The organism is Pelagivirga sediminicola, assembly GCF_003072125.1.
Lineage (GTDB): Bacteria > Pseudomonadota > Alphaproteobacteria > Rhodobacterales > Rhodobacteraceae > Roseovarius > Roseovarius sediminicola.
This window is the reverse complement of record NZ_QCYH01000002.1, coordinates 282602-305670: the sequence shown is the minus strand read 5'-3', so window position 1 is coordinate 305670 and position 23069 is coordinate 282602. Positions and strand designations below refer to the sequence as shown.

Sequence of the window (23069 nt, the reverse complement as noted above, 5' to 3'; positions counted from 1 at the left end):
GCGCAGCCCGGTCTGCGCGCGTCAGTTCAGGGAGGCGGGGATCGTGGCGCCGGTCAATTCCTCGCTGAAGGGCACCGGGTGGGGCGCCTTGCCAAGGCGCGCCCGGTAGACCGGCAGGCTTTCGGCAACGCGCTGGACGTAATTGCGCGTCTCGTCGAAGGGAATGAACTCGATCCAGTCGATCACGTCGAGCGCGCCCATCCCCACGCCGCTGCGCGGATCGCCCTGCTCGGATATCCAGCGCGGCGGGCGGGCGGGGCCGGCGTTATAGGCCGCCGAGATCATCACCACATTGCCGCCGAAGCGCTGCGACATCTGCGCCAGATAGGTCGCGCCAAGCTGCGCATTATATCTCCAGTCCGTCAGAACCGCGCTGCGATCATAGGCAATGCCCAGATCGCGCGCCACGTCGCTGGCGGTGCCCGGCAGCACCTGCATCAGGCCCAGCGCGCCCGCGCCGCTGGCCACGAGATGATCGAACTCGCTCTCGCGGCGGGCAATGGCGAGGGCCATTTCCATCGGCACCGGCAGATCCAGCGCGCGCATCGGGTGCAGCGCGTAATAGGCGGCCGGCAGCACGATCCCGCGCTGCGCCGCCGCCTTGCCCAGCATGACCTGCAGATGCGGCTGGCCCAGATCGCCCAGCGCGGCGCCGAGGCTGCCCAGATCGGGGCGCTCCAGCGTATCGGCCAGCGTGGTAATGAACCATTCGGCATAGGTCAGCTGCCCCGACGCGGCCAGCAGCATCGCCGCGCGAAACAGATCGCCCTGGGCAAATTCGGCCTGCCGCCAGGGCGCGAATTCCTCGGTTCCGGCCAGGCCCGGATCGGCGGGCAGACCGGCCTTTTCGGCGGCCAGCAGCCCGTAAAAGCTGGTCTGCTCCTCGGCCCCTTGCGCATAGGCGATCTGTGCCGCCTCGGGATCGCCTAGCGCCTCCTGCGCGCGGCCGATCCAATAGCCCGCGCGCCCCATCGAAATGGGGCTGCCGACCGCCGCGCGCAGCCGCTGGAAATGATCCAGCGCCAGCGCCGGGTCGTTCATGAAGCGCAGGGCAAGATACCCCGACAACCATTCCAGATCCGCATAGGCCGAGCCATCGACCAGCTGGTGATGCGCGGCCAGATCGTAGGCGCGGGCATAGTCGCCCTTCCGCATCATCCGGCGGGCAAAGCTGCGCCGCCACCCGGCCCAGCGCCACGCCTCGCCCAGCCCGCCCTCGATACGGCTCTGGCGTTGCATGAGGTCCATCGCCTTTTCGGCCTTGTCCTGACTGATATAAAGCTCGAACAGCATATGCGCGATGCCCGCATCGCGCTGCATCTCTTCGGGCAGGCCCGCCACCTTTTCCTCGATCCCGCGGCGCCCGTCGCGGGCCATCAGGCGGATGTCGGCGCGCGCGCGCATGTCATCGCTGACCAGCGGCAGCATCAGGGCGGAATCGCGCAGCCCGCGCCACAGCGTCATGTCCATGCGCGCATCGTGATGCGGCTCCAGCAAACGGCCCCAGGCGTTAAGGAACGCGGTATGCTCCTCGGTGCTCAGATCGAAGGTCAGCCACGCCTCGACGATGCCGATTTCGGCCTCGCCCAGCCGGTTCGCGTTTTTGAGCGCCTCGGCGTGGCGCAACACGCCCGCGCCCGTCTCCGGCGCGGCGCCCTTGTAAAAGGCCAGGATCTCGGCGTCGCTGGCGTCCTCCAGCGCCTCCAGCGATTGCATGCGCAGCCGGTCCAGCCCCGGCCAATGCGGATATGCCGCAAGAAACGCCAGCACCTCCTCCGCCGTGCCGCGCCCCGAGCGCAGGCGCGCCCATTCGACCAGCGCGCCGGCCACCGGCCCGTCGCGCTCGGCCAGCGCGGCGGCGCGCGCCCATCGCCCGGCGGCCCCCGCATCGAGCGCCGACGCCAGCGGCCGGGGCGGCAGGATGCGCTCGGGGCCTTGGGAAAACGCAGGCAAAGCGCCGCTGAACAGCAGCAAGGCGGCGAAAAGAGGACGCAACATGGCTTGCATTTCCCGTCATTGCAAAGGATAGACGGCCCCAGCCTAAGCGCGCGCCAAAGCGCCGTCCACCCGGCCCATATAGGGCAGCGGACGCCGCCTTGCCACAATGTGCGCCCCACAACCGGGCGATGACGCCCCGCGACAAGAATTGGAGTTCACGTGATGATCAAAGGATCCCTTCCGGCCCTGGTCACGCCCCTGAAAAACGGCGAAGTGGACTTCGATACGCTGGGCAAACTGATCGAGTGGCATATCGAACAGGGCAGCGATGGTCTGGTGCCGGTCGGCACCACGGGCGAATCGCCCACGCTGACCCATACCGAGCACAAGGCCGTCGTCGAAGAGGTCGTGCGCGTGGTCCGGGGCCGCATCCCCGTGATCGCGGGCGCAGGCAGCAACAACACCGCCGAAACGGTGGAGTTCATGCAGCACGCCCACAAGGTCGGCGCCGATGCCGCGCTGGTCGTCACGCCCTATTACAACAAGCCGACGCAGGCCGGGCTGATCGCGCATTTCACCGCCGCCCATGACAGCTGCGATCTGCCGATCGTCATCTACAACATTCCCGGCCGCTCGGCGGTGGACATGTCGCCCGCGACGATGGGCGAATTGGCCAAACTGCCGCGCATCGTCGGGGTCAAGGACGCCACCGGCGATCTGGCCCGCGTCTGCGCGCAGCGCATCACCTGCGGGCCGGATTTCATCCAGATCTCGGGCGAGGATGCCACCGCCCACGGCTTCAACGCCCAAGGCGGGGTTGGCTGCATTTCCGTCACCGCCAACGTCGCGCCGAAGCTGTCCGCGCAGCTTCAGGCCGCCTGCCTCAAGGGCGATTACGCCGAGGCGCTCAAGATCCAGGACCGGCTGATGCCGCTGCATCACGCCATCTTTACCGAGCCGGGGCTGGTCGGCGTGAAATACGCGCTGTCGCTTCTGGGCCGGTGCAGCGCCGATGTCCGCTCGCCGCTGGTGCCGCTGACCGATGGCACCAAGGCGCTGGTCAAGGCGGCGATGCAGCATGCCGGGCTGCTGGACTGACCGCTACCGATAGCGCGAGGGCGCCTGCCCGAACTGCTCCGAATAGGCGCGGCTGAAATGCGATGAATTGGCAAATCCCGTCGCCAGCGCGATCTGCGTCAGCGGCAGGGCCGAATTGCGCAGAAGGCTGCGCGCGCGGTCCAGCCGCAGCGCGCGGTAATAGCGCATGGCGGGCTGGCCCAGCTGATCGGCGAAAAGCCGGTTCAGCTGCCGCGCGGACACGCCCGCAATGCTCGCAAGCTGGTTCAGGTCCAGCGGATCGGCGACATGGCTCTCCATCGCCTCGACCGCATCCAGCACGGCGGGCGTATGGCTGCCCACGCGCTGCGCAAGACCGGCGCGCTGCGGGCCGATGGGCGGGCGGATGTCGGTATGCATGAACCAGTCGCTGACGCGCCGCGCGAAGATGGGCCCGTGTTGCCGCGCGATCAGCGCATGCATCATGTCCAGCGGCGCGGTGCCGCCCGCGCAGGTCATGCGGTCCCGGTCGATCACGTAAAGCGTCCGCTCGACCGCCAGATCGGGCGACATCTCGGCCAGCGCCTCGGCATATTCCCAATGCAGCGTCATGCGCCGCCCCGCCATCAGCCCCGCACGCGCCAGGATGACCGGTCCGCCCGACACCCCGCCCAGCTGCACGCCCTCGCGCGCCAGCCGCGCCAGCCAGCGATAGAGCGGCGGATCGCTGAAATCGCTGATGTCGCCGCCCGCGATCACGAACAGCATGTCCAGCCTCAGCGCATCGCCGACGCGCGCATCGGGCGGCACCGCGGCGGCGCCCGAGCTGCGCACCGGCGCGTCATCCGCCGCAAGGTGAATGATCTCGTAAAGCGGGCGATCCGCCAGCAGGTTCGCCGCGCGCAACGGCTCGACCGTGGCGGCATAGGACATCACGGCAAAATCGGCGATCGGCAGGATCCCGATTCTTGCGGCCCCGGCAGGGCGGCCCGTGCCATGATCCATGCGCTTGTCCATTCCAGACATGAAAACGTCACTTTGAAGCAAGTGTAAAGTGGTCAACTCGATATGGTGGCCGCAACTCAGCAAAATTCGGGGGATCTTCCCATGCGCTATTCCGCACTCCGCATCCTCAAAGAGGGCCTGACCGGCAACAAGGGTTGGAAGCCCGTCTGGCGCGAGCCAGAGCCGAAAGCCGAGTATGATGTCATCATCATCGGCGGCGGCGGCCATGGCCTTGCCACCGCCTATTACCTGGCCAAGGAACACGGCATCACCAATGTCGCCGTCCTTGAAAAGGGCTGGATCGGCAGCGGCAACGTGGGCCGCAACACGACGATCATCCGCTCCAACTATCTGCTGCCCGGCAACGAGCCGTTCTACGAGCTGTCGCTGAAGCTGTGGGAAGGGCTGGAGCAGGATTTCAACTACAACGCGATGGTCAGCCAGCGGTCGATCCTGAACCTTCTGCACTCCGACGCGCAGCGCGATGCGTTCATCCGGCGCGGCAATGCGATGTTCCTCGCGGGCGCCGATGCAGAATATGCGACGGCCGATCAGCTGCGCGCCGAACTGCCCTTCCTCGATTTCGACAATGCCCGCTTCCCGATCAAGGGGGGTCTGTTTCAGCGGCGCGGCGGCACGGTGCGCCATGACGCGGTCGCATGGGGCTATGCGCGCGGCGCCGACAGCCGCGGCGTCGACATCATCCAGAATTGCGAAGTCACCGGGTTTGACATCGAAAACGGCGTCTGCCGCGGCGTTCAGACATCGCGCGGCCCGATCCGCGCCAAGAAGGTCGCCATGTGCGTCGCCGGCTCTTCCAGCCGCGTCGCCGCGACCGCCGGGATGCGCCTGCCCATCGAATCCCACGTGCTGCAAGCCTTCGTCACAGAGGGGCTGAAACCGGTCCTCCCCGGCGTCATCACCTTCGGCGCGGGCCATTTCTATGTCAGCCAGTCCGACAAGGGCGGCCTCGTCTTCGGCGGCGATCTGGACGGCTACAACTCCTACGCCCAGCGCGGCAACCTGCCCGTGGTCGAGGACGTGGCCGAGGGCGGCATGGCGATCATGCCCATCATCGGACGCGCGCGCCTTCTGCGCAGTTGGGGCGGCGTGATGGACATGTCGATGGACGGCTCGCCCTATATCGACAAGACGCATATCGACGGGCTCTATTTCAACGGCGGCTGGTGCTACGGCGGTTTCAAGGCGACGCCCGGCTCGGGCTGGTGCTATGCGCATCTGATCGCCAAGGACACGCCCCACCCCGTCGCCGCGGAAATGCGCCTCGACCGGTTCAAGCGCGGCCACATGATCGACGAAAAAGGTCAGGGCAACCAGCCCAACCTGCATTGAGCGCCGCCATGCTTCATCTTGGTGAAAATACTCAGATTCCGACACCACACGAAAGGTGCCTCGCATGATCATCGACCACCCCCTTCTCGGCCCGCGCGACGCTGCGGAATTCATCTATCTGGGCGACGCATGCCTGATCGACCGCCCCGACTGGCAGGCCGAGGATGCCGCCGATGCGTATCACGATTACGGCTATATCCGCGACAATATCGCCGGGCCGATGCAGGAGCTTTGGTATCACGAACAGGGCGATCGCAGCTGGCTGGTGGTCACGCGCGACACCCTCACCCATGAGATCACCGCAGTCGAACTGGCCCGCGATGTGGCCCGCGCAAGGGGGCGCAGCAAATGAGCCAGGTCAACCGGATCAAGGGCGGTCTCGTCGATCGCTCCAAGTCGCTCGATTTCACCTTCAACGGCAAGTCGATGACGGGCTACGCAGGCGACACGCTCGCCTCGGCGCTGCTGGCCAACGGTCAGGTGCTGGTCGGCCGCTCGTTCAAGTATCACCGCCCGCGCGGCATCCTGACCGCGGGCTCCGAAGAGCCGAACGCGCTGGTGCAGCTGCGCAGCGGCGCGGCGCAGGAGCCCAACACCCGCGCCACCATGACCGAGCTTTTCGACGGTCTGACCGCGACCAGCCAGAACCATCGCGGATCGCTGGAATTCGATCTGATGGCGGTGACGGACCTCGCCTCGCCCTTCCTGGCCGCGGGTTTCTATTACAAGACCTTCATGTGGCCCGCCGCGTTCTGGGAAAAGGTGTACGAGCCGATCATCCGCGCCTCTGCCGGCCTCGGGCGGCTGTCGATGCAGGACGATCCCGATACCTATGACAAGGGCTTTTTGCACTGCGATCTTCTGGTGATCGGCGCGGGCCCCTCCGGCCTTGCCGCCGCACTGGCGGGCGCGCGCAGCGGCGCGCGCGTCATCCTCGCGGACGAGGATTTCGCCCCCGGCGGGCGGCTCAATTCCGAAACGCTCGAAGTCGATGGCATGGCCGGTGCCGACTGGGCCGCGCAGGCGGTGGCCGAGCTGGCCGCGATGGACAATGTGCGCCTGATGACGCGCACGTCGGTCTATGGTGCGTATGATCACGGCGTCTATGGCGCGCTGGAGCGGTGCACCGACCATCTGCCCGGCTCGGGCGGCAAGCCGCGCCAGGTGCTCTGGCGCATCTACTCGAAACGCGCCGTGCTGGCCGCCGGCGCGACCGAGCGGCCCATCGCCTTTGGCAACAACGACCGCCCCGGCATCATGATGGCCAGCGCCGTGCGCACCTATGTGAACCGCTTCGGCGTGGCGCCGGGCAAGCGCGTCGCGGTGCTGACCAACAACGATGACGGCTGGCGCACCGCGCAGGATCTGGCCGCGAAGGGCGTCGAGATCGCCGCGATCATCGACACCCGCGACCGTCCCGCCGTCTGCGACGTCAAGGGCGCGCGCCATGTGCGCGGTGCCGGCGTCGTGGATACCGCCGGGCGCCTCGCGCTCAAGCGGATCACGCTGACCGACGGGCAAATGATCGACGTCGACTGCCTGGCCGTGTCCGGCGGCTGGAACCCCACCGTCCACCTGACCTGTCACCAGCGCGGCCGCCCCGTCTGGAACGAGGATCTGTCGGCCTTCGTGCCGGGCAAGGATCTGCCGCAGGGCATGGTTGTGGCCGGGGCCGCCAATGGCAACCTCACGCTTGCCGCCGCGCTGGACGAGGGGCGCAAGGCCGCCAATGCGCAGATCAAGGATCTGGGCTTTACCGTCTCGCGCAAAGCCGCCCCCAAGGCCGAGGACGAGGCATATGAGGGCGCGCCGAAATGGCACATCCCCTCGGGCAAGAAACGCGCCTGGGTCGATTTCCAGAACGATGTGACCGTCAAGGACGTCAAACTGTCGCATCAGGAGGGCTTCCGCTCGGTCGAGCATCTCAAGCGCTACACGACCACCGGCATGGCCACCGATCAGGGCAAGACGTCGAACATTCCGGCGCTGGCCATCATGGCCGAATGCACCGGCAAGACGATCCCCGAGACGGGCACGACCATCTTCCGCCCGCCCTACACGCCGATCCCCATCGGCGCCCTGGCAGGCCGCGCGCGAGGCACCGATTTCCGCCCCTACCGCCTGACGCCCAGCCACGAATGGGCCAAGGCGCACGGCGCGACATTCGTCGAGGTCGGCAACTGGCTGCGCGCGCAGTGGTTCGTCAAGGGCAATGAAAAAGGCTGGCGCGATTCCGTCGACCGCGAGGTGCTGAACACGCGCCAGTCCGTCGGCATCTGCGACGTCACCACGCTGGGCAAGATCGACATCCAGGGCAAGGACGCGGCCGAGTTCCTGAACAAGGTCTACGCCAACGGCTTTGCCAAGCTGGCGGTGGGACGCGTGCGCTATGGCATCATGCTGCGCGAGGACGGCATTTGCTATGATGACGGCACCACCGCGCGCATGGGCGAGAACCACTTCGTGATGACCACGACCACCGCCAACGCGGTGCTGGTGTTCCGCCGGATGGAATTCGTGCGCCAGTGCCTGTTCCCCGACATGGACGTGCACCTGATCTCGACCACCGACGCCTGGGCGCAGTTCGCCGTTGCCGGCCCGAACGCGCGCAAGCTGCTGGAAAAGATCGTCGATGCGGACAGCCAGGACATGTCGAACGAGGGCTTCCCCTTCATGGCCTGCGGCGAGGTCACGGTTTGCGGCGGCACGCCCGCGCGGCTTTTCCGCATCTCGTTCTCGGGCGAGCTGGCCTACGAGGTCGCCGTGCCCGCGCGCTATGGCAACTCCATGATGGAGGCGCTGATGAAGGCGGGCGAGGAGTTCGGCGCCTGCCCCTATGGCACCGAAGCCTTGGGCGTCATGCGCATCGAAAAGGGCCACGCGGCGGGTAACGAGCTGGACGGGCGCACCACGGCGCATATGCTGGGGATGGGCCGCATGGTCAGCTCCAAGAAGGACTGCATCGGCTGGACCCTGTCGCAGCGGCCCGAAATGATGCGCGAGGATGCCGAGAAGCTGGTCGGCTTCCGCCCGGTGGACCGCAGCCAGAAACTGATCGCCGGATCGCATTTCATCAACAAGGGGGATGAGGCGACGATGGCCAACGATCAGGGCTGGATGACGTCCGTGGCCTGGTCGCCGAGCCTTGATCATTCGGTCGGCCTTGGCTTCATCAAATCCGGGGATACCCGCATGGGCGAGATCGTCCGCGCCGTCAGCCCCGTCCACGACACCGAGATGGAGGTCGAGATCGTCTCGGCCCACTTCATCGACCCCGAAGGAGAGCGCCTGCGTGCCTGATTTCACCCTCACCGCCGCCCCGCCGCTGGCCGGGTATGACCGCAGCTTTGGCGACATCGCGCTGAAGGCGCCCAAGGATCTGGCCATCGTGTCCATCGCCCTGCCCTTGGGCGCCGAGGACGCGGCAAAGGCGGCGATCAAGACCGCCTTCGGCATCGCCCTGCCCGAGATCGGCATGTCCGCCGTGGCCAAGGACAAATCCACCGCGATCATGCGGCTGGCGCCCGATCAGGCATTCGTTCTGTTTCCCAGCGCCACGCCCGACGCCGAGCCGCAGATCGCCGCCAAGCTGAACGGCGCGGCCTACACCACCGACCAGACCGATGGCTGGTGCGCGCTGGAAATCTCCGGCGCCGGTGCGCGCCGCGCGCTGGAGCGGATCTGTCCGGTGGACCTGCACCCCGATGCGTTCGCCGTGAACGCGATCGCGCGGACGGTGATGGAGCATATGGGCGCCATCGTCGCGCGCACCGGCGAGGATACCTACCTGCTGCTATCGGCCAGTTCCTCGGCCAAATCGTTCCTGCATGCAGTGGAATTGTCCGCAAAGAACGTCAGCTGAGCATCGCCGATTCGATGTGGAAAGGCCCGGCCGTGTCCGGGCCTTTTTCCGTCTCCGGCGCGCGATGGGGCATTTGAGATAAAAGAGTGCTGCACCGAGGGGGATTCCTGGAGCGGGCGACGGGAATCGAACCCGTATCATCAGCTTGGAAGGCTGAGGTCTTACCATTACACAACGCCCGCTCGGGCAGCTGCACTGTTACCGCGCTGCGCGGCCCTAGGCAAGCGGGCGAAGAAAATTCTGCGAATTTTCGCGGCGCGCCCTCAATACCGTTTGCGCAAGGCGTCGGGATCGGCCCCCATCAGGTAGCGCGCAAGCAGCCACAGGTTGCGCGCGCCGCGGCGCAGCCAGCCATCCCGCAGGTAGCGCGCCGCGCTGCTTTGGACCGCCAGCGGCATCATGCGCAGGCGCCGCCCAAGACGGCGGGCCAGCGCGACATCCTCCATCAGCGGAATGTCGGGATACCCGCCCGCCGCGTCATATTCGGCGCGCGAAATCAGCAAGCCCTGATCGCCATATGGCAGGCGGAAGAGCCGCGCGCGCAGGTTGGCCCACGCGGCAACGACCCAGGGCGCCGCCCCGCGCGCATCGAAGGACAGCCGGAAATAGCCCGGCCGCCCGTCTGCCATCTGCGCAAGCGCGGCCTGCACCCAGCCTTCCGGCAGCACGGTATCGGCGTGCAGGACCAACAGCCATGCGCCCCCTGCCGCCGCCACCCCGCGCCGCAACTGCCCCCCGCGCGAGGCCGGGCCAGTAACCCAGATCGCGCCGGCCGCCTCGGCGATTCGCCGCGTGCCGTCGCGCGATCCGCCGTCCGTCAGGATCAGTTCGCGGATCAAACCGGCCTCGACCCCAGCCATCAGCCCCTGCAGCAACGCAGGCAGCGGCTCTTCGGCGTCCAGCACCGGCACGATCACGGATAGCCTTGCGCGCATCGCGCCCCCCTGTTGCTCGCACGCCGCCATCCTATATGACAGGGACGAGCCAAAGGGAGGTATCAGTCATGCGATCCATTCACCAGATCACCGGCAGCGACGCGCGCGGCTTTCTCCAGGGGCTGATCACGAATGACCTGGCCAAGCTGGAGCATGGCCTTGTCTATACCGCGATGCTGACGCCGCAGGGCAAATACCTGGCGGATTTCTTCGTGTTCGAGCGTGGCGGCGCGCTGCATATCGACGTGGCCGAGACGCTGGCACCGGGGCTGGTTCAGCGGCTGACGATGTACAAGCTGCGCGCCGATGTGCAGATCGCCGCCACGGATCTGAAGCTGCGCCGCGGCACCAGCCCCGCGCCGGAGGGCGCGCTCGCCGATCCGCGCCATCCGGCGATGGGCTGGCGGCTTTACGGTGCGGAGGAGGGCGATGACGGCACCGATTGGGACGCGCTGCGCGTGAACCATTGCATCCCCGAAACGGGGATCGAGCTGACGCCCGACACCTTCATTCTGGAGGCGGGATTCGAGCGTCTGAACGGCGTGGATTTCCGCAAGGGCTGCTATGTGGGACAGGAGGTGACCGCGCGGATGAAGCACAAGACGGCGCTGCGCAAGGGTCTTGCCACCGTCGAGGTGGAGGGCGCGGCGCCTGTCGGCAGCGAGATTACCGCGGGCGGCAAGGCGGCGGGCACGCTCTATACCCAGGCGGGCGGGCGCGGCATCGCTTATCTGCGGTTTGACCGGGCCGAAGGTCCGATGCAGGCGGGGCCGGCGCAGGTGACATACGCACCGCAGTGACCGCGCTTGACCCGGCCCGCGCCGCACGGCATCACGGATGCCATGATGATCTACAAGATATTTCGCAAGCCCGAATGGGACGCCTTGCGCGCCGCTGGCACGACCGCCGGCGCGCCCGTGGATGTGGCCGATGGCTATATCCATTTCTCGACGATCGGGCAGGCCGCGGAAACAGCGGCCAAGCATTTCGCCGGGGAGGACGATTTGATGCTGCTCGGCGTCGAGGCCGCCCCCCTCGGCGATGATCTGCGGTGGGAGCCGTCGCGCGGCGGCGCGCTTTTCCCGCATCTTTACCGGGAGTTGCGGCTGGATGACGTGGCCTGGGCACAGCCCCTGCCGCTGAAGGACGGTGTGCACCACTTTCCGCAGGACGCCGAATGAGCACGCTGAACCGCATCGGCCTTGGCCTTTTGCACCGGATGGATCCGGAGCGCGCGCATGGGCTGGCCCTGCGGGCCCTGCGCGCCGGGCTGGTGCCGCTGCCGGGACGCATCACATCGCCGCGTCTGGCCTGCAAGGTGGCGGGGCTGCGGCTGGACAATCCCGTCGGGCTGGCCGCCGGGTTCGACAAGAACGCCGAGGCGCTGGCACCGCTGGCGCGCGCGGGCTTCGGCATGATCGAGGTCGGCGCCGTGACGCCGCGCGCGCAGCCCGGCAACCCGCGCCCGCGCCTTTTCAGGCTGACCGAGGATCGCGGCGTGATCAACCGCTTCGGCTTCAACAACGAGGGGATGGAGGTGGCGGCGGAGCGTCTGGAGCAGAGGCCCGAGGACGCGGTGATCGGCCTGAACCTTGGCGCCAACAAGGACAGCGACGACCGCGCCGAGGATTTCGCCCGCGTCCTTGCCCATTGCGGCCGACATCTGGATTTCGCCACCGTCAACGTCTCCAGCCCCAACACCGAAAAGCTGCGCGACCTGCAAGGCGGCGATGCCCTGCGCGCGCTTTTGGCCGGCGTGATGGAAGCGCGCGATTGGCTGGAGCGGCCCATCCCGGTGTTTCTGAAAATCGCGCCTGATCTGGACGATGCTGCCTTGGGCGAGATCGCCGAGGTTGCGCAAGGTGCAAACCTTGCCGGGATCATCGCGACCAACACGACGCTGGATCGCGGCGGCCTGACATCGCCCGCAAGCGGTGAGGCAGGCGGGCTGTCGGGCGCGCCGCTGTTTGACAAATCCACCCGCGTTCTGGCGCGGCTGTCGCAACTGACGGACGGCAAAATGCCCCTGATCGGCGTCGGCGGCATCGGCTCGCCCGAGGAAGCCTATGCCAAGATCCGCGCAGGCGCCGGCGCGGTTCAACTCTACTCGGCGCTGGTTTACGAGGGCCTGCCGCTGGTGCCGCGCATCGCGCGCGGGCTGGAGCGGCTGCTGGAGGCGGACGGGTTCGCCAATGTGGCGCAAGCGGTCGGCACGGGGCGCGAGGATTGGCTGTGATCACGCTTTGGCACAATCCGCGATGCTCGAAATCGCGCGCAGCACTGGCTCTGCTAGAGGGGCGCGGCGCCGATGTGACGGTGCGCCGCTATCTGGAAGACGCGCCGAGCGAGGCCGAGCTGCGCGCGGCGCACGCCCTGCTGGGCGGTCCGGTCATCGCCATGATGCGGACCGGCGAGGCGGCGTTCGGCGAGATGGGACTGCGCAAGGATGACAGCGACGATGCGCTTTTCGCCGCCATGGCGGCCCAGCCGAAGCTGATCGAGCGGCCCCTTGCGCTGACCGCCACGCGCGCCGTCCTCGGCCGCCCGCCGGAGGCGGTGCTGGCCCTGCTGGACATCTGACCAGATGAACGCGGCCCGCCGCATCCAAGCCTGGATCGACGCGACCGTGTTCGATCTGGCGCGGCAGATGCGCTGGTCCTACCTGCCGCCGCTGATGGTCTACCTCGCCTATGGCATCTCGACCATCACCGGCATCGTCGGCACGTTTTTCGTCAAGGAATATCTGGGGCTCTCGGCGGCGTTCCTTGCCGGGCTGGGGTTCTGGGCGGGCTTGCCCTGGGCGCTGAAGATGCCGCTGGGGCATCTGGTGGACATAATCTGGCGCTGGAAGGGCGCGCTGGTCTGGCTGGGCGCGGCGCTGCTGCTGGGCAGCCTTGGCATCATGTATCTGCTGATCACGGCGCCCGACGCGATGGCCAGCATCCTGCCGATCCCGGCATGGTATGTCACCGCCGTGCTGCTGATGCCCTGCGGTCTGGTCCTGCAAGACGCGGTGGCCGACGCCATGTCGGTCGAGGCGGTGCCGACGCATGACGGCTCCGGCGCGCCGCTGGACGAGGAAACCTTGCGCGCGCTTCACACCACCATGCAGACGCTGGGGCGCATCGCGCTGATCGGCGGCACGCTGATCGTTGCGGCGATCAACATCGTCGCCTTTGAAGGCGCCGAGGCCCTGCCGCAGGAGGCAAAGGCCGAGGTCTATGCGCGCATCTATGCCATCGCGATGATCGTGCCCGCGCTGTCGGTATCGGGCGTCGCGCTGGCGGCATGGCAGCGGCGCCGCAGCGGCGCGACCGAGCCGGAGCGCGCGAAAACCAGGCCGAACCCGTGGTATTTCATCGGCGGCGGCGCCTTCGTCGCATTGTCGCTGACGGTCGGCCTGCTGGATGTGCCTTTCGCGCAGGAGATCGTCTTTGCCGGGTCGATGACGATCGTCCTGCTGCTCATGCGCCAGCTCACCCGCGCCATCAGCCCGGCGCAGGCGCGGATGCTGTTTGGCACGGCGCTGATCGTTTTCGTCTTTCGCGCGGTGCCCCTGCCCGGCCCCGGCGCCACGTGGTTCGTCATCGACGGGCTGAAATTCGACGCGCAGTTCCTGTCGGTTCTGGGACTGATCGCCTCGACCCTGACGCTGGCCGCGATGCTGGTGCTGCGGCCCTACATGGCGCAGCGCAGGCTGACGCGCGTCTACCTGACGCTGACGCTGATTGCGGGGGTGCTGGCGCTGCCGAACATCGCGCTTTACTACGGGATCCAGAACATCACCGCACCGCTGACCTTCGGCATCCTGGATGCGCGTTTCATCGCCGTGCTGGACACCGCCGCCGAAAGCCCGCTGAGCCAGATTGCCCTCATCCCGATGCTGGCGTGGATCGCGCGCAATGCGCCCAGCGATCTGAAGGCGACATTCTTTGCCGTGATGGCATCATTCACGAATCTTGCGCTGTCGGCCTCGGCGCTGGGGACAAAATACCTGAACCAGCTGTTCATCGTCACCCGCGAGGTGACGGATCGCGAGACAGGCGCGGTGCTGATTCCCGCCGATTACAGCCAGCTTGGCATCCTGCTGATCGTGGTGGGAGTGCTGACCGTGGCGCTGCCGCTGGCCACCATCGCCATCGTGCAAACCTCGCGCCTGCGCACCACGGACTAACCCGCCGCCCGCTCCAGCGCCGGATAGCGCAGGCCCAGCGTGATGCCGCGCACGGCAAACGCCACCAGCAACGCCGCCCAGAGACCGTGATTGCCCAAGAGCGGGACCAGCGGGACCAGCGCCGCGCCATAGACCGCAAGCGACACGATCATCATGTTGCGCATGTCGCGCGTGCGCGTCGCGCCGATGAAGATGCCGTCCAGCATCCACGCCGCCGCGCCGAAGATCGGCGCCGCCACCATCCATGGCAGGTATTCCCGGCCCGCCGCGCGGACCGCTTCGGAGGCGGCCAGCGCATCGATTGCCGCGCCGCCGAACAGCGCAAAGCACAGCGCCAGGACGATCCCCGCGCCCACGCCCCATTGGCTGGTCAGGATGGACGCGCGCCGCACCGCGCCCGCCGCCCGCGCGCCCACGGCCTGCCCCACCAGCGCCTCGGCGGCGAAGGCGAAGCCGTCCATCATGTAGGAACTGACATGCAGGAACTGCACCAGCACCTGGTTCGCGGCCAGCGTGACATCGCCCAGATCGGCCCCTAGAAAAATGAAGGACAGCATCACCACCTCCAGCAGGGCCGAGCGGATCAGGATATCGGTGTTGACCGACGCGATCTGCCACAGCCGGACCCGGTCGAAGATCAGCGTCCAGTCGCGCCACTCCGGCACGCGGAACGCATCGCGACAGAGATAGAATGCGACGGCGAGCCCCGCCCATTCGGCGGCAAAGCTGGCCCACGCAACGCCGCTCACACCCAGATCGAGGCCGAGCACGAACCACAGGTTCAGCGCGATGTTCAGCCCGTTCATCACCAGCTGGATCACCAGCACGGCGCCCGTCCGCTCCATTGCGATCAGCCAGCCGGTCATGCCGAAAAGGGCGATCATCGCGGGCGCGCTCCAGACGCGGATCGTCATGTAGTCCTGCGCCAGCCGCTCGACCTCGGCACTGGCCGGGGCGATGGCGAAGGCGCCCGCGAATAGCGGCACGTGCAAAAGCAGGACCAGAACACCGCCCAAGGCCCCGATCAGCAGCGAGCGCGTCAGCATCGCCGCCACCTCGGCGCGATCCCCGGCGCCGCGTGCCTGCGCGGTCAACCCGCTGGTGCCCATGCGCAGGAAGCCGAAGATCCAGTAAATCGCCGTCAGGATCACGGCGCCGACGCCCACCGCGCCGATGGGCGCCGCCTGCCCCAACTGGCCGATCACGCCGGTATCGACGATCCCCAGCAGCGGCACGGTTGCGTTGGACAGCACGATGGGCCACGCGATGCGAAGGACCCGCCGATGCGTCAGACGGACGGGCGCGGCCTCACTCATCGCGCGGCGGCATCAGGAAATGGCCCGCCGCCTGCGCGATGGGACGGCTGCGGTTGTCCTGCCACGCCTCGGCCGTGACAGAGGCATAACGCCGCCCGATGCGCGTGATGCGCGCCCGCGCGTAGGCATCGCGCGGCAGGCCGGTGCGCAGGTAGTCGATGGTGAAATCGATCGTCTTTGGCAGCGCGGGCAGCGCGCCCGCCTCGGGCACCGGCGCGCCGCCCTCGATCCGCGGCCACAGCACCGCCCAACCCAGATTGATGATCGCCGTCATCTCCAGGAATGCCGCAGTCGCACCGCCATGCAGCGCGGGCAGCAGCGGGTTGCCGATCAGCGCGTCGGTGTAGGGCAGGACGGCCGTCAGCTCGTCCCCGCGCCGCTCGAACCGGGCGCCGAGAAAGCGGATATAGGGCACGCCGCCGACCAGCGCGGCGAGCGTCTCGTCCCGGCGCTGCTTGACCACCTGAAGCGGCTCGGGACGCCCGCCGGTCATGGCGCGGCCACGGTAAAGGTGCCCGTCGCCGTCGCCACCGGGCGCCCCGCGTCGTCATCCACCGCCACCGCGCGCACGAAGGCGACAGTGCGCGTGACGTGATGGCATGTCGCCTCGGCCCGGATCGTCTGGCCGGGGGTGGCCGGGCGCATGTAGTCGATCCGCAGGCCCAGCGTCGCCGCGCCGCCGCCCGCCTGGCCATGGCTCATCGCCGCCGCGCCGCAGCAGGTGTCCATCAGCGCGCTGACCGCCCCGCCATGCACCACGCCGCTTGCCGGATCGCCGACCAGACGCTCGGCCCAGGGCATCGACATGGCGGCGTGCCCGCCCGCGATCTTCTCGGGCACGATGCCCAGTGCGGCCGCATGTGGCAGCGCCGCGAAGAAATCCTTGGCAGCGTTGCTGGCATCGCTGTCGCTGTTGCTGGTCATGCCGGATCTTCCGAATGAAATCTGCGCCTTGCCCGCAAGTATCGTGGCAGCCCGGCGGGGACGCAACCCGCAAGCAGCGCGCGGCGGTCACGCAAAGTTGAAACCGCTGCGCCCACACGCGCCCGCCGTGCGCTTGCATCCGGGACGCCGCCCCTTATCTCAGAGGCACACCCCAGATCAGACAGACAGGTTCGACATGACCGGCGAGACGATGACGATTCGGCAAATGTGCGATGCGTTCGAGGTGACCCCGCGCACCTTGCGCTTTTACGAGTCGAAGGAACTGCTGGCCCCCATCCGGCAAGGCCAGAAACGGCTGTTTACACGGCGTGACCGCGCGCGGCTCAAGCTGATCCTGCGCGGCAAGCGGTTCGGATTTTCGCTGGAGGAGATCCGCCAGCTGCTGGACCTTTATGACGCCGACGACACGCAGCACGCCCAACTGGTGCGCACCCGCGAGCTGGCCGGCGAACGGCTGGTCGAGATGATCCGCCAGCGCGACGAGCTGGACGAGGCCATCGGCGACCTGCGCGAACAGATCGAATGTGTCGCGCGCCTTCTGGAGCAGCGGGACGCGACCGCCCACGCGGCCGAGTGAAAAAATGCGCCGCTTCGGCGTGACGCGCGCCCGCGCTGCGGTATAGTCGGGCCGATTGCGGCGCATCTTGCGCCGCCGCTGCCCGAGCAGGAGCCCGCCAATGCCCAAACGTTTCCGACTGACCCGGCGCTTCAACGCCGCGATGACCGAAGACGGTTATCGCCGCCTGCGCCGCCTTGCGCAGGAGGCAGGGCTGGATGAGGGCGAGGCGCTGTCATTTCTTTTTGAAAACTTCGACAGCGTCATCGACGAGGACACGTTCAGCCACCGGCTTCGCCTGTTCAATTCCGAACTGGACGCGCGCAAGCGATAGCCGATTTGCAAGAATGAGTATTTCTGACAAAGATGAAGCAATCTTCGTCTTGTCATAAATACGCACCGCGCCGCCGCGCGAAATCAGGAGCCCCCACATGACCATGAAGCTTTACTGCATGGGCGAAAGCGGCAACGCCTACAAGGCGGCGCTCCCCCTGCATCTGAGCGGGCTGGACTGGACGCCGGTCCATGTCGATTTCTTCGGCGGCGAGACGCGCACCGACGCGTTTCGCGAATTGAACCCGATGGGCGAGGTTCCGGTGCTGGTGGATGATGGCGAGGTCGTGACGCAATCGGGCATCATCCAGATGCATGTCAGCGACAAGTCCGGCAAGTTCGGCGGGCGCGATGCGGCGCAGGCGCGCGAAATCCTGCGCTGGGTGCTGTGGGACAATCACAAGCTGAGCAGTCAGGCCGGCATGACGCGTTTCCTGATGAACTTCCTGCCCGAGGAGAAACGCAACGCCGATGTCATCGCCTTTGCCCAAGGGCGGCTGCGCGCGGCGTATGAAACGCTGGACCGGCATCTGGCGGCGCGCGACTGGATTGTCGGCGACGCCCCCACCAACGCCGATTTCAGCTGTTGCGGATATCTTTTCTATCCCGAGCCGTTCGGATTTGCGCGTGCCGACTGGCCGCAGATCGACCGCTGGCTTGCCGCGATCGAAGGGCTGCCCGGCTGGCAGCATCCCTATGATCTGATGCCGGGGAACCCGTCCGACCGTGCGTGACGGCGCCCCGGCGTTAAACGCTTGCCTTCAGGCGGCCGCGCCGGATGGCGTATCGAGCGCCTGGGCGATAAGGCGCGCCCGCTCCATGTCCAGCACATCGTAGCCCGCCGGCGTGTTGCCCGCGTCGATCAGATCCTCGGTGACGGAGGGGCAGTGGAACATCGCGCCGCTATTGGCAAAGACGATCTGCTCGGACTCGAATTGCAGGATCGTCACCTCGGCCTGCGCAGGCGGCGGCACGCGGCACATCCCGCGCACGCCATCCAGACTGCGCGCCGGGATCAGCGCAAAGGGATCGCCCGTCAGATCCTCGGCCACGTCGCTTTCGATCAGAACGGCCTGATCGGCGGCAAGATACATCAGATCACGATTGCCCAGCGCCCCGGCAGGCACCTCGACCGGCCACAGGTTGACAGGGCATTGCGAACCTTCCTGCCACAGCGGCATCGAATGCACCTGCGCGACCGGCTGCATGCCGCAGTCGAAGGTCAACACCTTGTCACCCGGCACGATCGAGCACGCACTGCGCCAGCCCGCCGTGCTAGCAACGCGCACCGCACCGATCAACCCCGTCTGCCCCACACCCAGCCTTGCGGGTGTCTGCGCGGCGCGCGCGGCAGCCGCCAACTCCAACCAATCGAACATCTCCATCCCCTCCGATGATATCGCGCCGATGGCAGCCCGGCGCTCGCTACATGGTTTCAATTTTGTTCGGATTTTCGGCGCTTTGCGGCCACGATTGCGGCACAATCGAGACATTATGCCCGGCCTCGAAACAGCCGCGGTGTCTGGCACGCGATTGGACCGCCGGCGGCTACAGTCCGGCGCGCCCTTCACCACATCACCCGCAGATAACGTCTGCTCTCGCTAAAGTGATTCGCGTGTTCGGGCGGAGGATGTGCCGTTCAACTTGGCCCAAATACTCCTTGGCCCACATCACGACGAAAAAGGCGGCCCCTTTCGGGAACCGCCCTTGATCATGACTGCACTCTGAGGCCCTGTGCGTGGGCCTTGCCAGCGTTACTTGCGGTCCACGCGGGCCGCAAATTCGTCGACCTGACGCTCGGCTTCGTCCTTGGCCACGCCGTAGCGTTCCTGGATCTTGCCGACCAGCTTTTCGCGGTCGCCTTCGGCCTGCTTCACGTCGTCGTCGGTAAGCTCGCCCCACTGCGATTTTGCTTCGCCTGTCAGCTGCTTCCAGTTGCCTTTGATGGTATCCCAGTTCATTTTTGCGCTCCTGACTTGTTGTAAATCTTGCGGGACGCGCGGCGTGCGGCCCCGTCTGCATCCTCAACTGGCGACGGGCCGCGTGGTTCCACGCAGGCGCAAATTCAGACGAACTGTTCGCGCAAAAGCCGCTCTTCCAGCCCGTGACCGGGATCGAAGAGGATGCGATGGCCGATACTGGGCTCTGACCAGATCTCGACCCACAGCACATCGGCGACCGAAGTGCTGTCGGCCACGGCCATGACCGGGCGCTTCTTGGGCTCGCAAATGTCGAAGCGCACCGTCGCGGCCTTGGGCAGCAGCGCACCGCGCCAGCGCCGCGGCCGGAAAGCGGCGACGGCGGTCAATGCCAGAACGTCGGACCCGATCGGCAGGATCGGGCCATGGGCGCTGTAATTATAAGCGGTCGATCCGGCGGGCGTGCACAGCAGCGCGCCGTCGCAGGACAGCTCCTCCAGCCGGACATGGCCATCGACGGTGATTTTCAGCTGCGCCGCCTGCGGGCCCGCGCGCAGCAGCGACACCTCGTTGATGGCCAGCGCGTTGTGCTGCTTGCCATCGGCGGATTCGGCGCGCATGCACAGCGGGTTGATCACCTCCTCGCATGCCTCGTCCAGCCGCTCCATCAGGCCCGCTTCGCTGTATTCGTTCATCAAAAAACCGACAGTGCCGCGGTTCATCCCGTAAACCGGCACATCCAGCCCTTGCGTGCGGTGCAATGTATACAGCATGAAACCATCGCCGCCGAGCGCCACGATCACGTCGGCGCCGTCTTCGGGCACCGTGCCGTAACGACGCACCAAAGCGGACTGCGCGGCCTGCGCGCTGGGGGCGTCACTGGCCAGAACGGCAATCTTCCTGCTCATTTTTTAGGCGGCCCCGCTTTGCTGATCCTGAACAAGGGGTAATGACAACACAGAACGCAAGGCGGCGCCAGCGCTGCCGCATGGACGCACGGATTTGTCGCATTTCCGGCTTACATTGCAAGAATGTTTCCGCTACCACATGCCGCAACGTCATTGCAACGAGGGAGCCACCCCATGTCCGACTCCGGTTTTTTCACTGAATCCTTGTCCAGCCGCGACGCTGCGGTGTTCGACTCGATCACCAATGAACTTGGCCGCCAGCGCAGCGAGATCGAGCTGATCGCATCCGAGAACATCGTCTCGGCCGCCGTGATGGAGGCGCAGGGCTCGGTCATGACCAACAAATACGCCGAAGGCTATCCGGGCCGTCGCTATTATGGTGGCTGCCAGTTCGTCGATGTCGCCGAAAATCTGGCGATCGAGCGGGCCTGCAAGCTGTTCGGTTGCGATTTCGCCAACGTTCAGCCCAATTCGGGATCGCAGGCCAACCAGGGCGTGTTCACCGCCCTGCTGCAACCCGGCGACACCATCCTTGGGATGAGCCTCGACGCAGGCGGCCATCTGACCCACGGCGCCGCGCCCAACCAGTCGGGCAAGTGGTTCAACGCCATTCAGTACGGCGTGCGCCGCGATACGCTGGACGTCGATTACGACCAGATGGAAGCGCTCGCCAAGGAACATAAACCCAAGATGATCATCGCCGGCGGCAGCGCCATCCCGCGCCAGCTGGATTTCAAGCGCATCCGCGAGATTGCCGATATGGTCGGCGCCTACGTTCTGGCCGACGTGGCCCACTTCGCAGGCCTGATCGCGGCGGGCGAATACCCCTCGCCCTTCCCGCATTCGCATGTCGCCACAACCACCACGCACAAGACGTTGCGCGGCCCCCGCGGCGGCATGATCCTGACCAATGACGAGGCGCTGGCCAAGAAGTTCAACTCGGCCATCTTCCCCGGCATTCAGGGCGGCCCGCTCATGCACGTCATCGCGGGCAAGGCCGTCGCCTTCGGCGAGGCGCTGCGCCCCGAGTTCAAGGGTTATATCCAGCAGGTCATCAAGAACGCGCAGGCGCTGGCCGATCAGCTGAAAAAGGGCGGTCTGGACATCGTGACCGACGGCACCGACACGCATCTGATGCTGGTCGATCTGCGCCCCAAGAAGGTGACAGGCAACATCGCTGACGCCTCGCTGGGCCGCGCGCACATCACCTGCAACAAGAACGGCGTGCCGTTCGACCCCGAAAAGCCGACCGTCACCAGCGGCCTGCGTCTGGGCAGCCCGGCGGGCACCACGCGCGGCTTCAAGGAGGACGAGTTCCGCCAGATCGGTGACTGGATCGTCGAGCTGGTCGATGGGCTGGCCGCGAACGGCGCCGACGGGAACGCGGATGTCGAGGCGAAGGTGCGCAAGGAAGTTGCACAAATGTGCGAACGCTTCCCGCTTTACCCCAACCTCTGACCCGATAACCTGCACGGAATGCGGCGCCACTGGAAACAGCGGCGCCGTTTCGCGCTCTACAGCAGGCCGCGCCAGCGCATCAGCGCCACAATCCCCGCGCCCAGCACCATCAGCCCGAATACCACGCTCGCCGCAAACCCCAACAGCCGGTCCTTGCGCCGCTCCTTGACGTTGATCACGTTCAGCGGCGCGCTGAGCTCGGCCAGCGCGCCGTCCACCTGCGCGCGCGTCACCAGACGGCGCAGCCGCGGGTGGACCACCATGGCCTGCATCTGCACCAGCCGCCCGCCCGCCTGCCGCGCCGGTTTCGGCAGGGCGCGCCCGGCCCGCCGCAAACTGCGCGCCAGCGTCTTGCCGCGCGCGCCCAGACGGATGCGCAGCTTGGTCTGCACCGCGTCGATGTCTTGCTGAAATGTCACCGGATCAATCATCTTGCGCCCCATATTGTCGCGGGACACTAGCCGCGCTGCCCGCCGGGCTCAATGGCACTGGAACGCGCGGCATGGGCGCGCTATTCATGCAGCCATGTTGAATATGATCGACCACGGGGAGCGCACGGACGCCCCCACCCTGCTGATCGCGCACGGCCTTTACGGCTCGGCCCGCAACTGGGGCGTGATTGCGCGCCGCCTGTCGGACACGCGCCGCGTCGTCGCCGTTGATCTGCGCAATCACGGGATGAGCGCGTGGCATGATACGCACAGCTACCCCGATCTGGCCGCCGACCTGGCCGAGGTGCGCGCGACGCTCGATGGCCCCGTCGATGTGCTGGGCCACTCGATGGGCGGCAAGGCGGCGATGACGCTTGCGCTGACCCAGCCCGACCTGGTGAACCGCCTGATCGTCGCCGACATCGCGCCGGTCAGCTACGGGCACAGCCAGTTGAAATATCTCGACGCCATGCGGCGGGTCGATCTGTCGGGCATCGAAAAACGCTCCGACGCCGCCGCCCTGCTGGAGCCGCTGGTGGACGATCCGGCGCTGGTGCCGTTCTTCTTGCAATCGCTGGACGTGGCCGAGCGGCGCTGGCGCCTGAACCTCGACGTGCTGGCGGACGCGATGCCGCAGATCATGGGCTTCCCCGACCTGCAGGGCCAGTTCGAGCGCCCTGCCCTGTTCCTGACCGGCGAGGCATCGGACTACGTCCAGCCCGAACACCGCGAGGTGATCCGGCCACTCTTTCCCGAGGCCCGGTTCGCTGCGCTTAAGGGCGCAGGCCATTGGCTGCACGCCGAGGAGCCGCGGGCGTTTGTGGATGTGGTGAAGGGGTGGTTGGAGAGGATATGAGTTGCGCGGGGTTCGCCGGATGCT

The 23069-nt window shown here is 66.9% G+C and carries 25 protein-coding genes and 1 tRNA gene; 15 read left to right on the top strand and 11 right to left on the bottom strand.

Going from position 1 to position 23069, the window contains the following annotated elements; genetic code table 11:
- Nucleotides 1–21 precede the first annotated feature (21 nt).
- Complete coding sequence (locus DC366_RS05110; RefSeq protein WP_108691115.1) at nt 22–1998, bottom strand: lytic transglycosylase domain-containing protein; 1977 nt, start codon at nt 1996–1998, stop codon at nt 22–24.
- A 162-nt stretch (nt 1999–2160) separates the two neighbouring features.
- Here DC366_RS05110 and dapA point away from each other — a divergent pair, with 162 nt between their 5' ends.
- On the top strand, nt 2161–3036 hold the full coding sequence (gene dapA / locus DC366_RS05105) for a 4-hydroxy-tetrahydrodipicolinate synthase (protein WP_108691114.1): 876 nt from the start codon (nt 2161–2163) through the stop codon (nt 3034–3036).
- Between the two features lie 3 nt (nt 3037–3039).
- On the opposite strand, the gene DC366_RS05100 is transcribed toward dapA, so the two are convergent.
- Nucleotides 3040–3999, bottom strand: coding sequence for a GlxA family transcriptional regulator (locus tag DC366_RS05100; protein ID WP_243405043.1), 960 nt, complete (start codon nt 3997–3999; stop codon nt 3040–3042).
- 102 nt (nt 4000–4101) lie between these two features.
- On the opposite strand from DC366_RS05100, the gene DC366_RS05095 reads away from it, so the two are divergent.
- The 4 genes from DC366_RS05095 (at nt 4102) to DC366_RS05080 (ending at nt 9214) form a co-directional block, all read left to right on the top strand.
- Nucleotides 4102–5352, top strand: a complete 1251-nt coding sequence (locus DC366_RS05095) for a sarcosine oxidase subunit beta family protein (protein ID WP_108691113.1) — start codon at nt 4102–4104, stop codon at nt 5350–5352.
- A 64-nt stretch (nt 5353–5416) separates the two neighbouring features.
- Entirely contained in the window at nt 5417–5704 is a 288-nt protein-coding gene (locus DC366_RS05090) for a sarcosine oxidase subunit delta (protein WP_108691112.1), read from the top strand.
- Nucleotides 5701–8652, top strand: coding sequence for a sarcosine oxidase subunit alpha family protein (locus tag DC366_RS05085; RefSeq protein ID WP_108691111.1), 2952 nt, complete (start codon nt 5701–5703; stop codon nt 8650–8652). The genes DC366_RS05090 and DC366_RS05085 overlap by 4 nt, the downstream gene beginning before the upstream one ends.
- The gene (locus DC366_RS05080; protein ID WP_108691110.1) at nt 8645–9214 is read left to right on the top strand and encodes a sarcosine oxidase subunit gamma; all 570 of its coding nucleotides are present in this window, start codon (nt 8645–8647) and stop codon (nt 9212–9214) included. Before DC366_RS05085 ends, DC366_RS05080 begins: the two co-directional genes overlap by 8 nt.
- 108 nt (nt 9215–9322) lie before the next feature.
- Here DC366_RS05080 and DC366_RS05075 read toward each other — a convergent pair.
- Nucleotides 9323–9396: transfer RNA gene (locus DC366_RS05075), tRNA-Gly, on the bottom strand.
- Between the two features lie 81 nt (nt 9397–9477).
- Nucleotides 9478–10149, bottom strand: coding sequence for a TIGR04283 family arsenosugar biosynthesis glycosyltransferase (locus DC366_RS05070; RefSeq protein ID WP_108691353.1), 672 nt, complete (start codon nt 10147–10149; stop codon nt 9478–9480).
- Between the two features lie 68 nt (nt 10150–10217).
- On the opposite strand from DC366_RS05070, the gene ygfZ reads away from it, so the two are divergent.
- From ygfZ to DC366_RS05045, 5 genes are read left to right on the top strand one after another with little or no spacing between them, the layout of a single operon-like run.
- Nucleotides 10218–10949: a CAF17-like 4Fe-4S cluster assembly/insertion protein YgfZ gene (gene ygfZ / locus DC366_RS05065; RefSeq protein ID WP_108691109.1), complete on the top strand. Its 732-nt coding sequence runs from the start codon at nt 10218–10220 to the stop codon at nt 10947–10949.
- 42 nt (nt 10950–10991) lie between these two features.
- Entirely contained in the window at nt 10992–11330 is a 339-nt protein-coding gene (locus DC366_RS05060) for a DUF952 domain-containing protein (RefSeq protein WP_108691108.1), read from the top strand.
- Entirely contained in the window at nt 11327–12385 is a 1059-nt protein-coding gene (locus DC366_RS05055; RefSeq protein WP_108691107.1) for a quinone-dependent dihydroorotate dehydrogenase, read from the top strand. The genes DC366_RS05060 and DC366_RS05055 overlap by 4 nt, the downstream gene beginning before the upstream one ends.
- Nucleotides 12382–12729, top strand: coding sequence for an arsenate reductase (glutaredoxin) (gene arsC / locus DC366_RS05050; RefSeq protein WP_108691106.1), 348 nt, complete (start codon nt 12382–12384; stop codon nt 12727–12729). The genes DC366_RS05055 and arsC overlap by 4 nt, the downstream gene beginning before the upstream one ends.
- A gap of 4 nt (nt 12730–12733) precedes the next feature.
- Nucleotides 12734–14323, top strand: coding sequence for an MFS transporter (locus DC366_RS05045; protein ID WP_108691105.1), 1590 nt, complete (start codon nt 12734–12736; stop codon nt 14321–14323).
- Here the strand turns inward: DC366_RS05045 and DC366_RS05040 are convergent.
- The 3 genes from DC366_RS05040 to DC366_RS05030 are packed head-to-tail and all read right to left on the bottom strand — an operon-like array spanning nt 14320 to nt 16563.
- The gene (locus DC366_RS05040) at nt 14320–15639 is read right to left on the bottom strand and encodes an MATE family efflux transporter (RefSeq protein ID WP_108691104.1); all 1320 of its coding nucleotides are present in this window, start codon (nt 15637–15639) and stop codon (nt 14320–14322) included. The genes DC366_RS05045 and DC366_RS05040 overlap by 4 nt on opposite strands.
- Nucleotides 15632–16132, bottom strand: a complete 501-nt coding sequence (locus tag DC366_RS05035; RefSeq protein ID WP_108691103.1) for a PaaI family thioesterase — start codon at nt 16130–16132, stop codon at nt 15632–15634. Before DC366_RS05035 ends, DC366_RS05040 begins: the two co-directional genes overlap by 8 nt.
- Complete coding sequence (locus DC366_RS05030) at nt 16129–16563, bottom strand: PaaI family thioesterase (RefSeq protein WP_108691102.1); 435 nt, start codon at nt 16561–16563, stop codon at nt 16129–16131. The genes DC366_RS05035 and DC366_RS05030 overlap by 4 nt, the downstream gene beginning before the upstream one ends.
- Nucleotides 16564–16759: 196 nt before the next feature.
- Here DC366_RS05030 and DC366_RS05025 point away from each other — a divergent pair, with 196 nt between their 5' ends.
- From DC366_RS05025 to DC366_RS05015, 3 genes are all read left to right on the top strand, one after another.
- Nucleotides 16760–17161, top strand: coding sequence for a MerR family transcriptional regulator (locus tag DC366_RS05025; protein ID WP_108691101.1), 402 nt, complete (start codon nt 16760–16762; stop codon nt 17159–17161).
- Nucleotides 17162–17261: 100 nt separating this feature from the next.
- Entirely contained in the window at nt 17262–17474 is a 213-nt protein-coding gene (locus tag DC366_RS05020) for a hypothetical protein (protein WP_108691100.1), read from the top strand.
- A gap of 97 nt (nt 17475–17571) precedes the next feature.
- Nucleotides 17572–18207 carry a glutathione S-transferase family protein gene (locus tag DC366_RS05015; protein WP_108691099.1) on the top strand — a complete coding sequence of 212 codons (636 nt, stop codon included), beginning with the start codon at nt 17572–17574 and terminating at the stop codon, nt 18205–18207.
- 27 nt (nt 18208–18234) lie between these two features.
- Here DC366_RS05015 and DC366_RS05010 read toward each other — a convergent pair whose 3' ends face one another.
- The 3 genes from DC366_RS05010 to DC366_RS05000 all read right to left on the bottom strand — a co-directional run bounded on the left by DC366_RS05010 (nt 18235) and on the right by DC366_RS05000 (nt 20300).
- On the bottom strand, nt 18235–18852 hold the full coding sequence (locus DC366_RS05010; RefSeq protein ID WP_165802847.1) for a Hint domain-containing protein: 618 nt from the start codon (nt 18850–18852) through the stop codon (nt 18235–18237).
- A gap of 375 nt (nt 18853–19227) precedes the next feature.
- A complete protein-coding gene (locus tag DC366_RS05005; protein ID WP_108691097.1) occupies nt 19228–19434 on the bottom strand; it encodes a CsbD family protein in 207 nt (68 codons plus the stop codon).
- A 104-nt stretch (nt 19435–19538) separates the two neighbouring features.
- On the bottom strand, nt 19539–20300 hold the full coding sequence (locus tag DC366_RS05000; RefSeq protein WP_108691096.1) for an NAD kinase: 762 nt from the start codon (nt 20298–20300) through the stop codon (nt 19539–19541).
- 174 nt (nt 20301–20474) lie between these two features.
- Between DC366_RS05000 and glyA the strand changes: the two genes are divergently transcribed.
- On the top strand, nt 20475–21758 hold the full coding sequence (glyA, locus tag DC366_RS04995; RefSeq protein ID WP_108691095.1) for a serine hydroxymethyltransferase: 1284 nt from the start codon (nt 20475–20477) through the stop codon (nt 21756–21758).
- A 56-nt stretch (nt 21759–21814) separates the two neighbouring features.
- Here the strand turns inward: glyA and DC366_RS04990 are convergent, their stop codons facing one another.
- Nucleotides 21815–22189, bottom strand: a complete 375-nt coding sequence (locus DC366_RS04990; protein WP_133176172.1) for a hypothetical protein — start codon at nt 22187–22189, stop codon at nt 21815–21817.
- A 94-nt stretch (nt 22190–22283) separates the two neighbouring features.
- Between DC366_RS04990 and DC366_RS04985 the strand changes: the two genes are divergently transcribed.
- Nucleotides 22284–23045 carry an alpha/beta fold hydrolase gene (locus tag DC366_RS04985; protein ID WP_108691093.1) on the top strand — a complete coding sequence of 254 codons (762 nt, stop codon included), beginning with the start codon at nt 22284–22286 and terminating at the stop codon, nt 23043–23045.
- Nucleotides 23046–23069 lie beyond the last annotated feature (24 nt).

Excerpts from the sequence above, each read along its gene's own strand:
- DC366_RS05025 (WP_108691101.1), top strand. The coding sequence starts at position 16,760 with ATGACCGGCGAGACGATGACGATTCGGCAAATGTGCGATGCGTTCGAG.
- DC366_RS05060 (WP_108691108.1), top strand. The coding sequence starts at position 10,992 with ATGATGATCTACAAGATATTTCGCAAGCCCGAATGGGACGCCTTGCGC.
- DC366_RS05110 (WP_108691115.1), bottom strand. The coding sequence starts at position 1,998 with ATGTTGCGTCCTCTTTTCGCCGCCTTGCTGCTGTTCAGCGGCGCTTTG.
- DC366_RS05010 (WP_165802847.1), bottom strand. The coding sequence starts at position 18,852 with ATGTTCGATTGGTTGGAGTTGGCGGCTGCCGCGCGCGCCGCGCAGACA.
- DC366_RS05070 (WP_108691353.1), bottom strand. The coding sequence starts at position 10,149 with ATGCGCGCAAGGCTATCCGTGATCGTGCCGGTGCTGGACGCCGAAGAG.
- glyA (WP_108691095.1), top strand. The coding sequence starts at position 20,475 with ATGTCCGACTCCGGTTTTTTCACTGAATCCTTGTCCAGCCGCGACGCT.
- dapA (WP_108691114.1), top strand. The coding sequence starts at position 2,161 with ATGATCAAAGGATCCCTTCCGGCCCTGGTCACGCCCCTGAAAAACGGC.
- DC366_RS05035 (WP_108691103.1), bottom strand. The coding sequence starts at position 16,132 with ATGACCGGCGGGCGTCCCGAGCCGCTTCAGGTGGTCAAGCAGCGCCGG.
- DC366_RS05020 (WP_108691100.1), top strand. The coding sequence starts at position 17,262 with ATGCCCAAACGTTTCCGACTGACCCGGCGCTTCAACGCCGCGATGACC.
- DC366_RS04990 (WP_133176172.1), bottom strand. The coding sequence starts at position 22,189 with ATGATTGATCCGGTGACATTTCAGCAAGACATCGACGCGGTGCAGACC.
- DC366_RS04985 (WP_108691093.1), top strand. The coding sequence starts at position 22,284 with ATGTTGAATATGATCGACCACGGGGAGCGCACGGACGCCCCCACCCTG.
- DC366_RS05085 (WP_108691111.1), top strand. The coding sequence starts at position 5,701 with ATGAGCCAGGTCAACCGGATCAAGGGCGGTCTCGTCGATCGCTCCAAG.
- DC366_RS05015 (WP_108691099.1), top strand. The coding sequence starts at position 17,572 with ATGACCATGAAGCTTTACTGCATGGGCGAAAGCGGCAACGCCTACAAG.
- DC366_RS05055 (WP_108691107.1), top strand. The coding sequence starts at position 11,327 with ATGAGCACGCTGAACCGCATCGGCCTTGGCCTTTTGCACCGGATGGAT.
- DC366_RS05045 (WP_108691105.1), top strand. The coding sequence starts at position 12,734 with ATGAACGCGGCCCGCCGCATCCAAGCCTGGATCGACGCGACCGTGTTC.
- DC366_RS05030 (WP_108691102.1), bottom strand. The coding sequence starts at position 16,563 with ATGACCAGCAACAGCGACAGCGATGCCAGCAACGCTGCCAAGGATTTC.
- DC366_RS05000 (WP_108691096.1), bottom strand. The coding sequence starts at position 20,300 with ATGAGCAGGAAGATTGCCGTTCTGGCCAGTGACGCCCCCAGCGCGCAG.
- DC366_RS05090 (WP_108691112.1), top strand. The coding sequence starts at position 5,417 with ATGATCATCGACCACCCCCTTCTCGGCCCGCGCGACGCTGCGGAATTC.
- DC366_RS05005 (WP_108691097.1), bottom strand. The coding sequence starts at position 19,434 with ATGAACTGGGATACCATCAAAGGCAACTGGAAGCAGCTGACAGGCGAA.
- DC366_RS05040 (WP_108691104.1), bottom strand. The coding sequence starts at position 15,639 with ATGAGTGAGGCCGCGCCCGTCCGTCTGACGCATCGGCGGGTCCTTCGC.
- DC366_RS05100 (WP_243405043.1), bottom strand. The coding sequence starts at position 3,999 with ATGGATCATGGCACGGGCCGCCCTGCCGGGGCCGCAAGAATCGGGATC.
- ygfZ (WP_108691109.1), top strand. The coding sequence starts at position 10,218 with ATGCGATCCATTCACCAGATCACCGGCAGCGACGCGCGCGGCTTTCTC.
- DC366_RS05095 (WP_108691113.1), top strand. The coding sequence starts at position 4,102 with ATGCGCTATTCCGCACTCCGCATCCTCAAAGAGGGCCTGACCGGCAAC.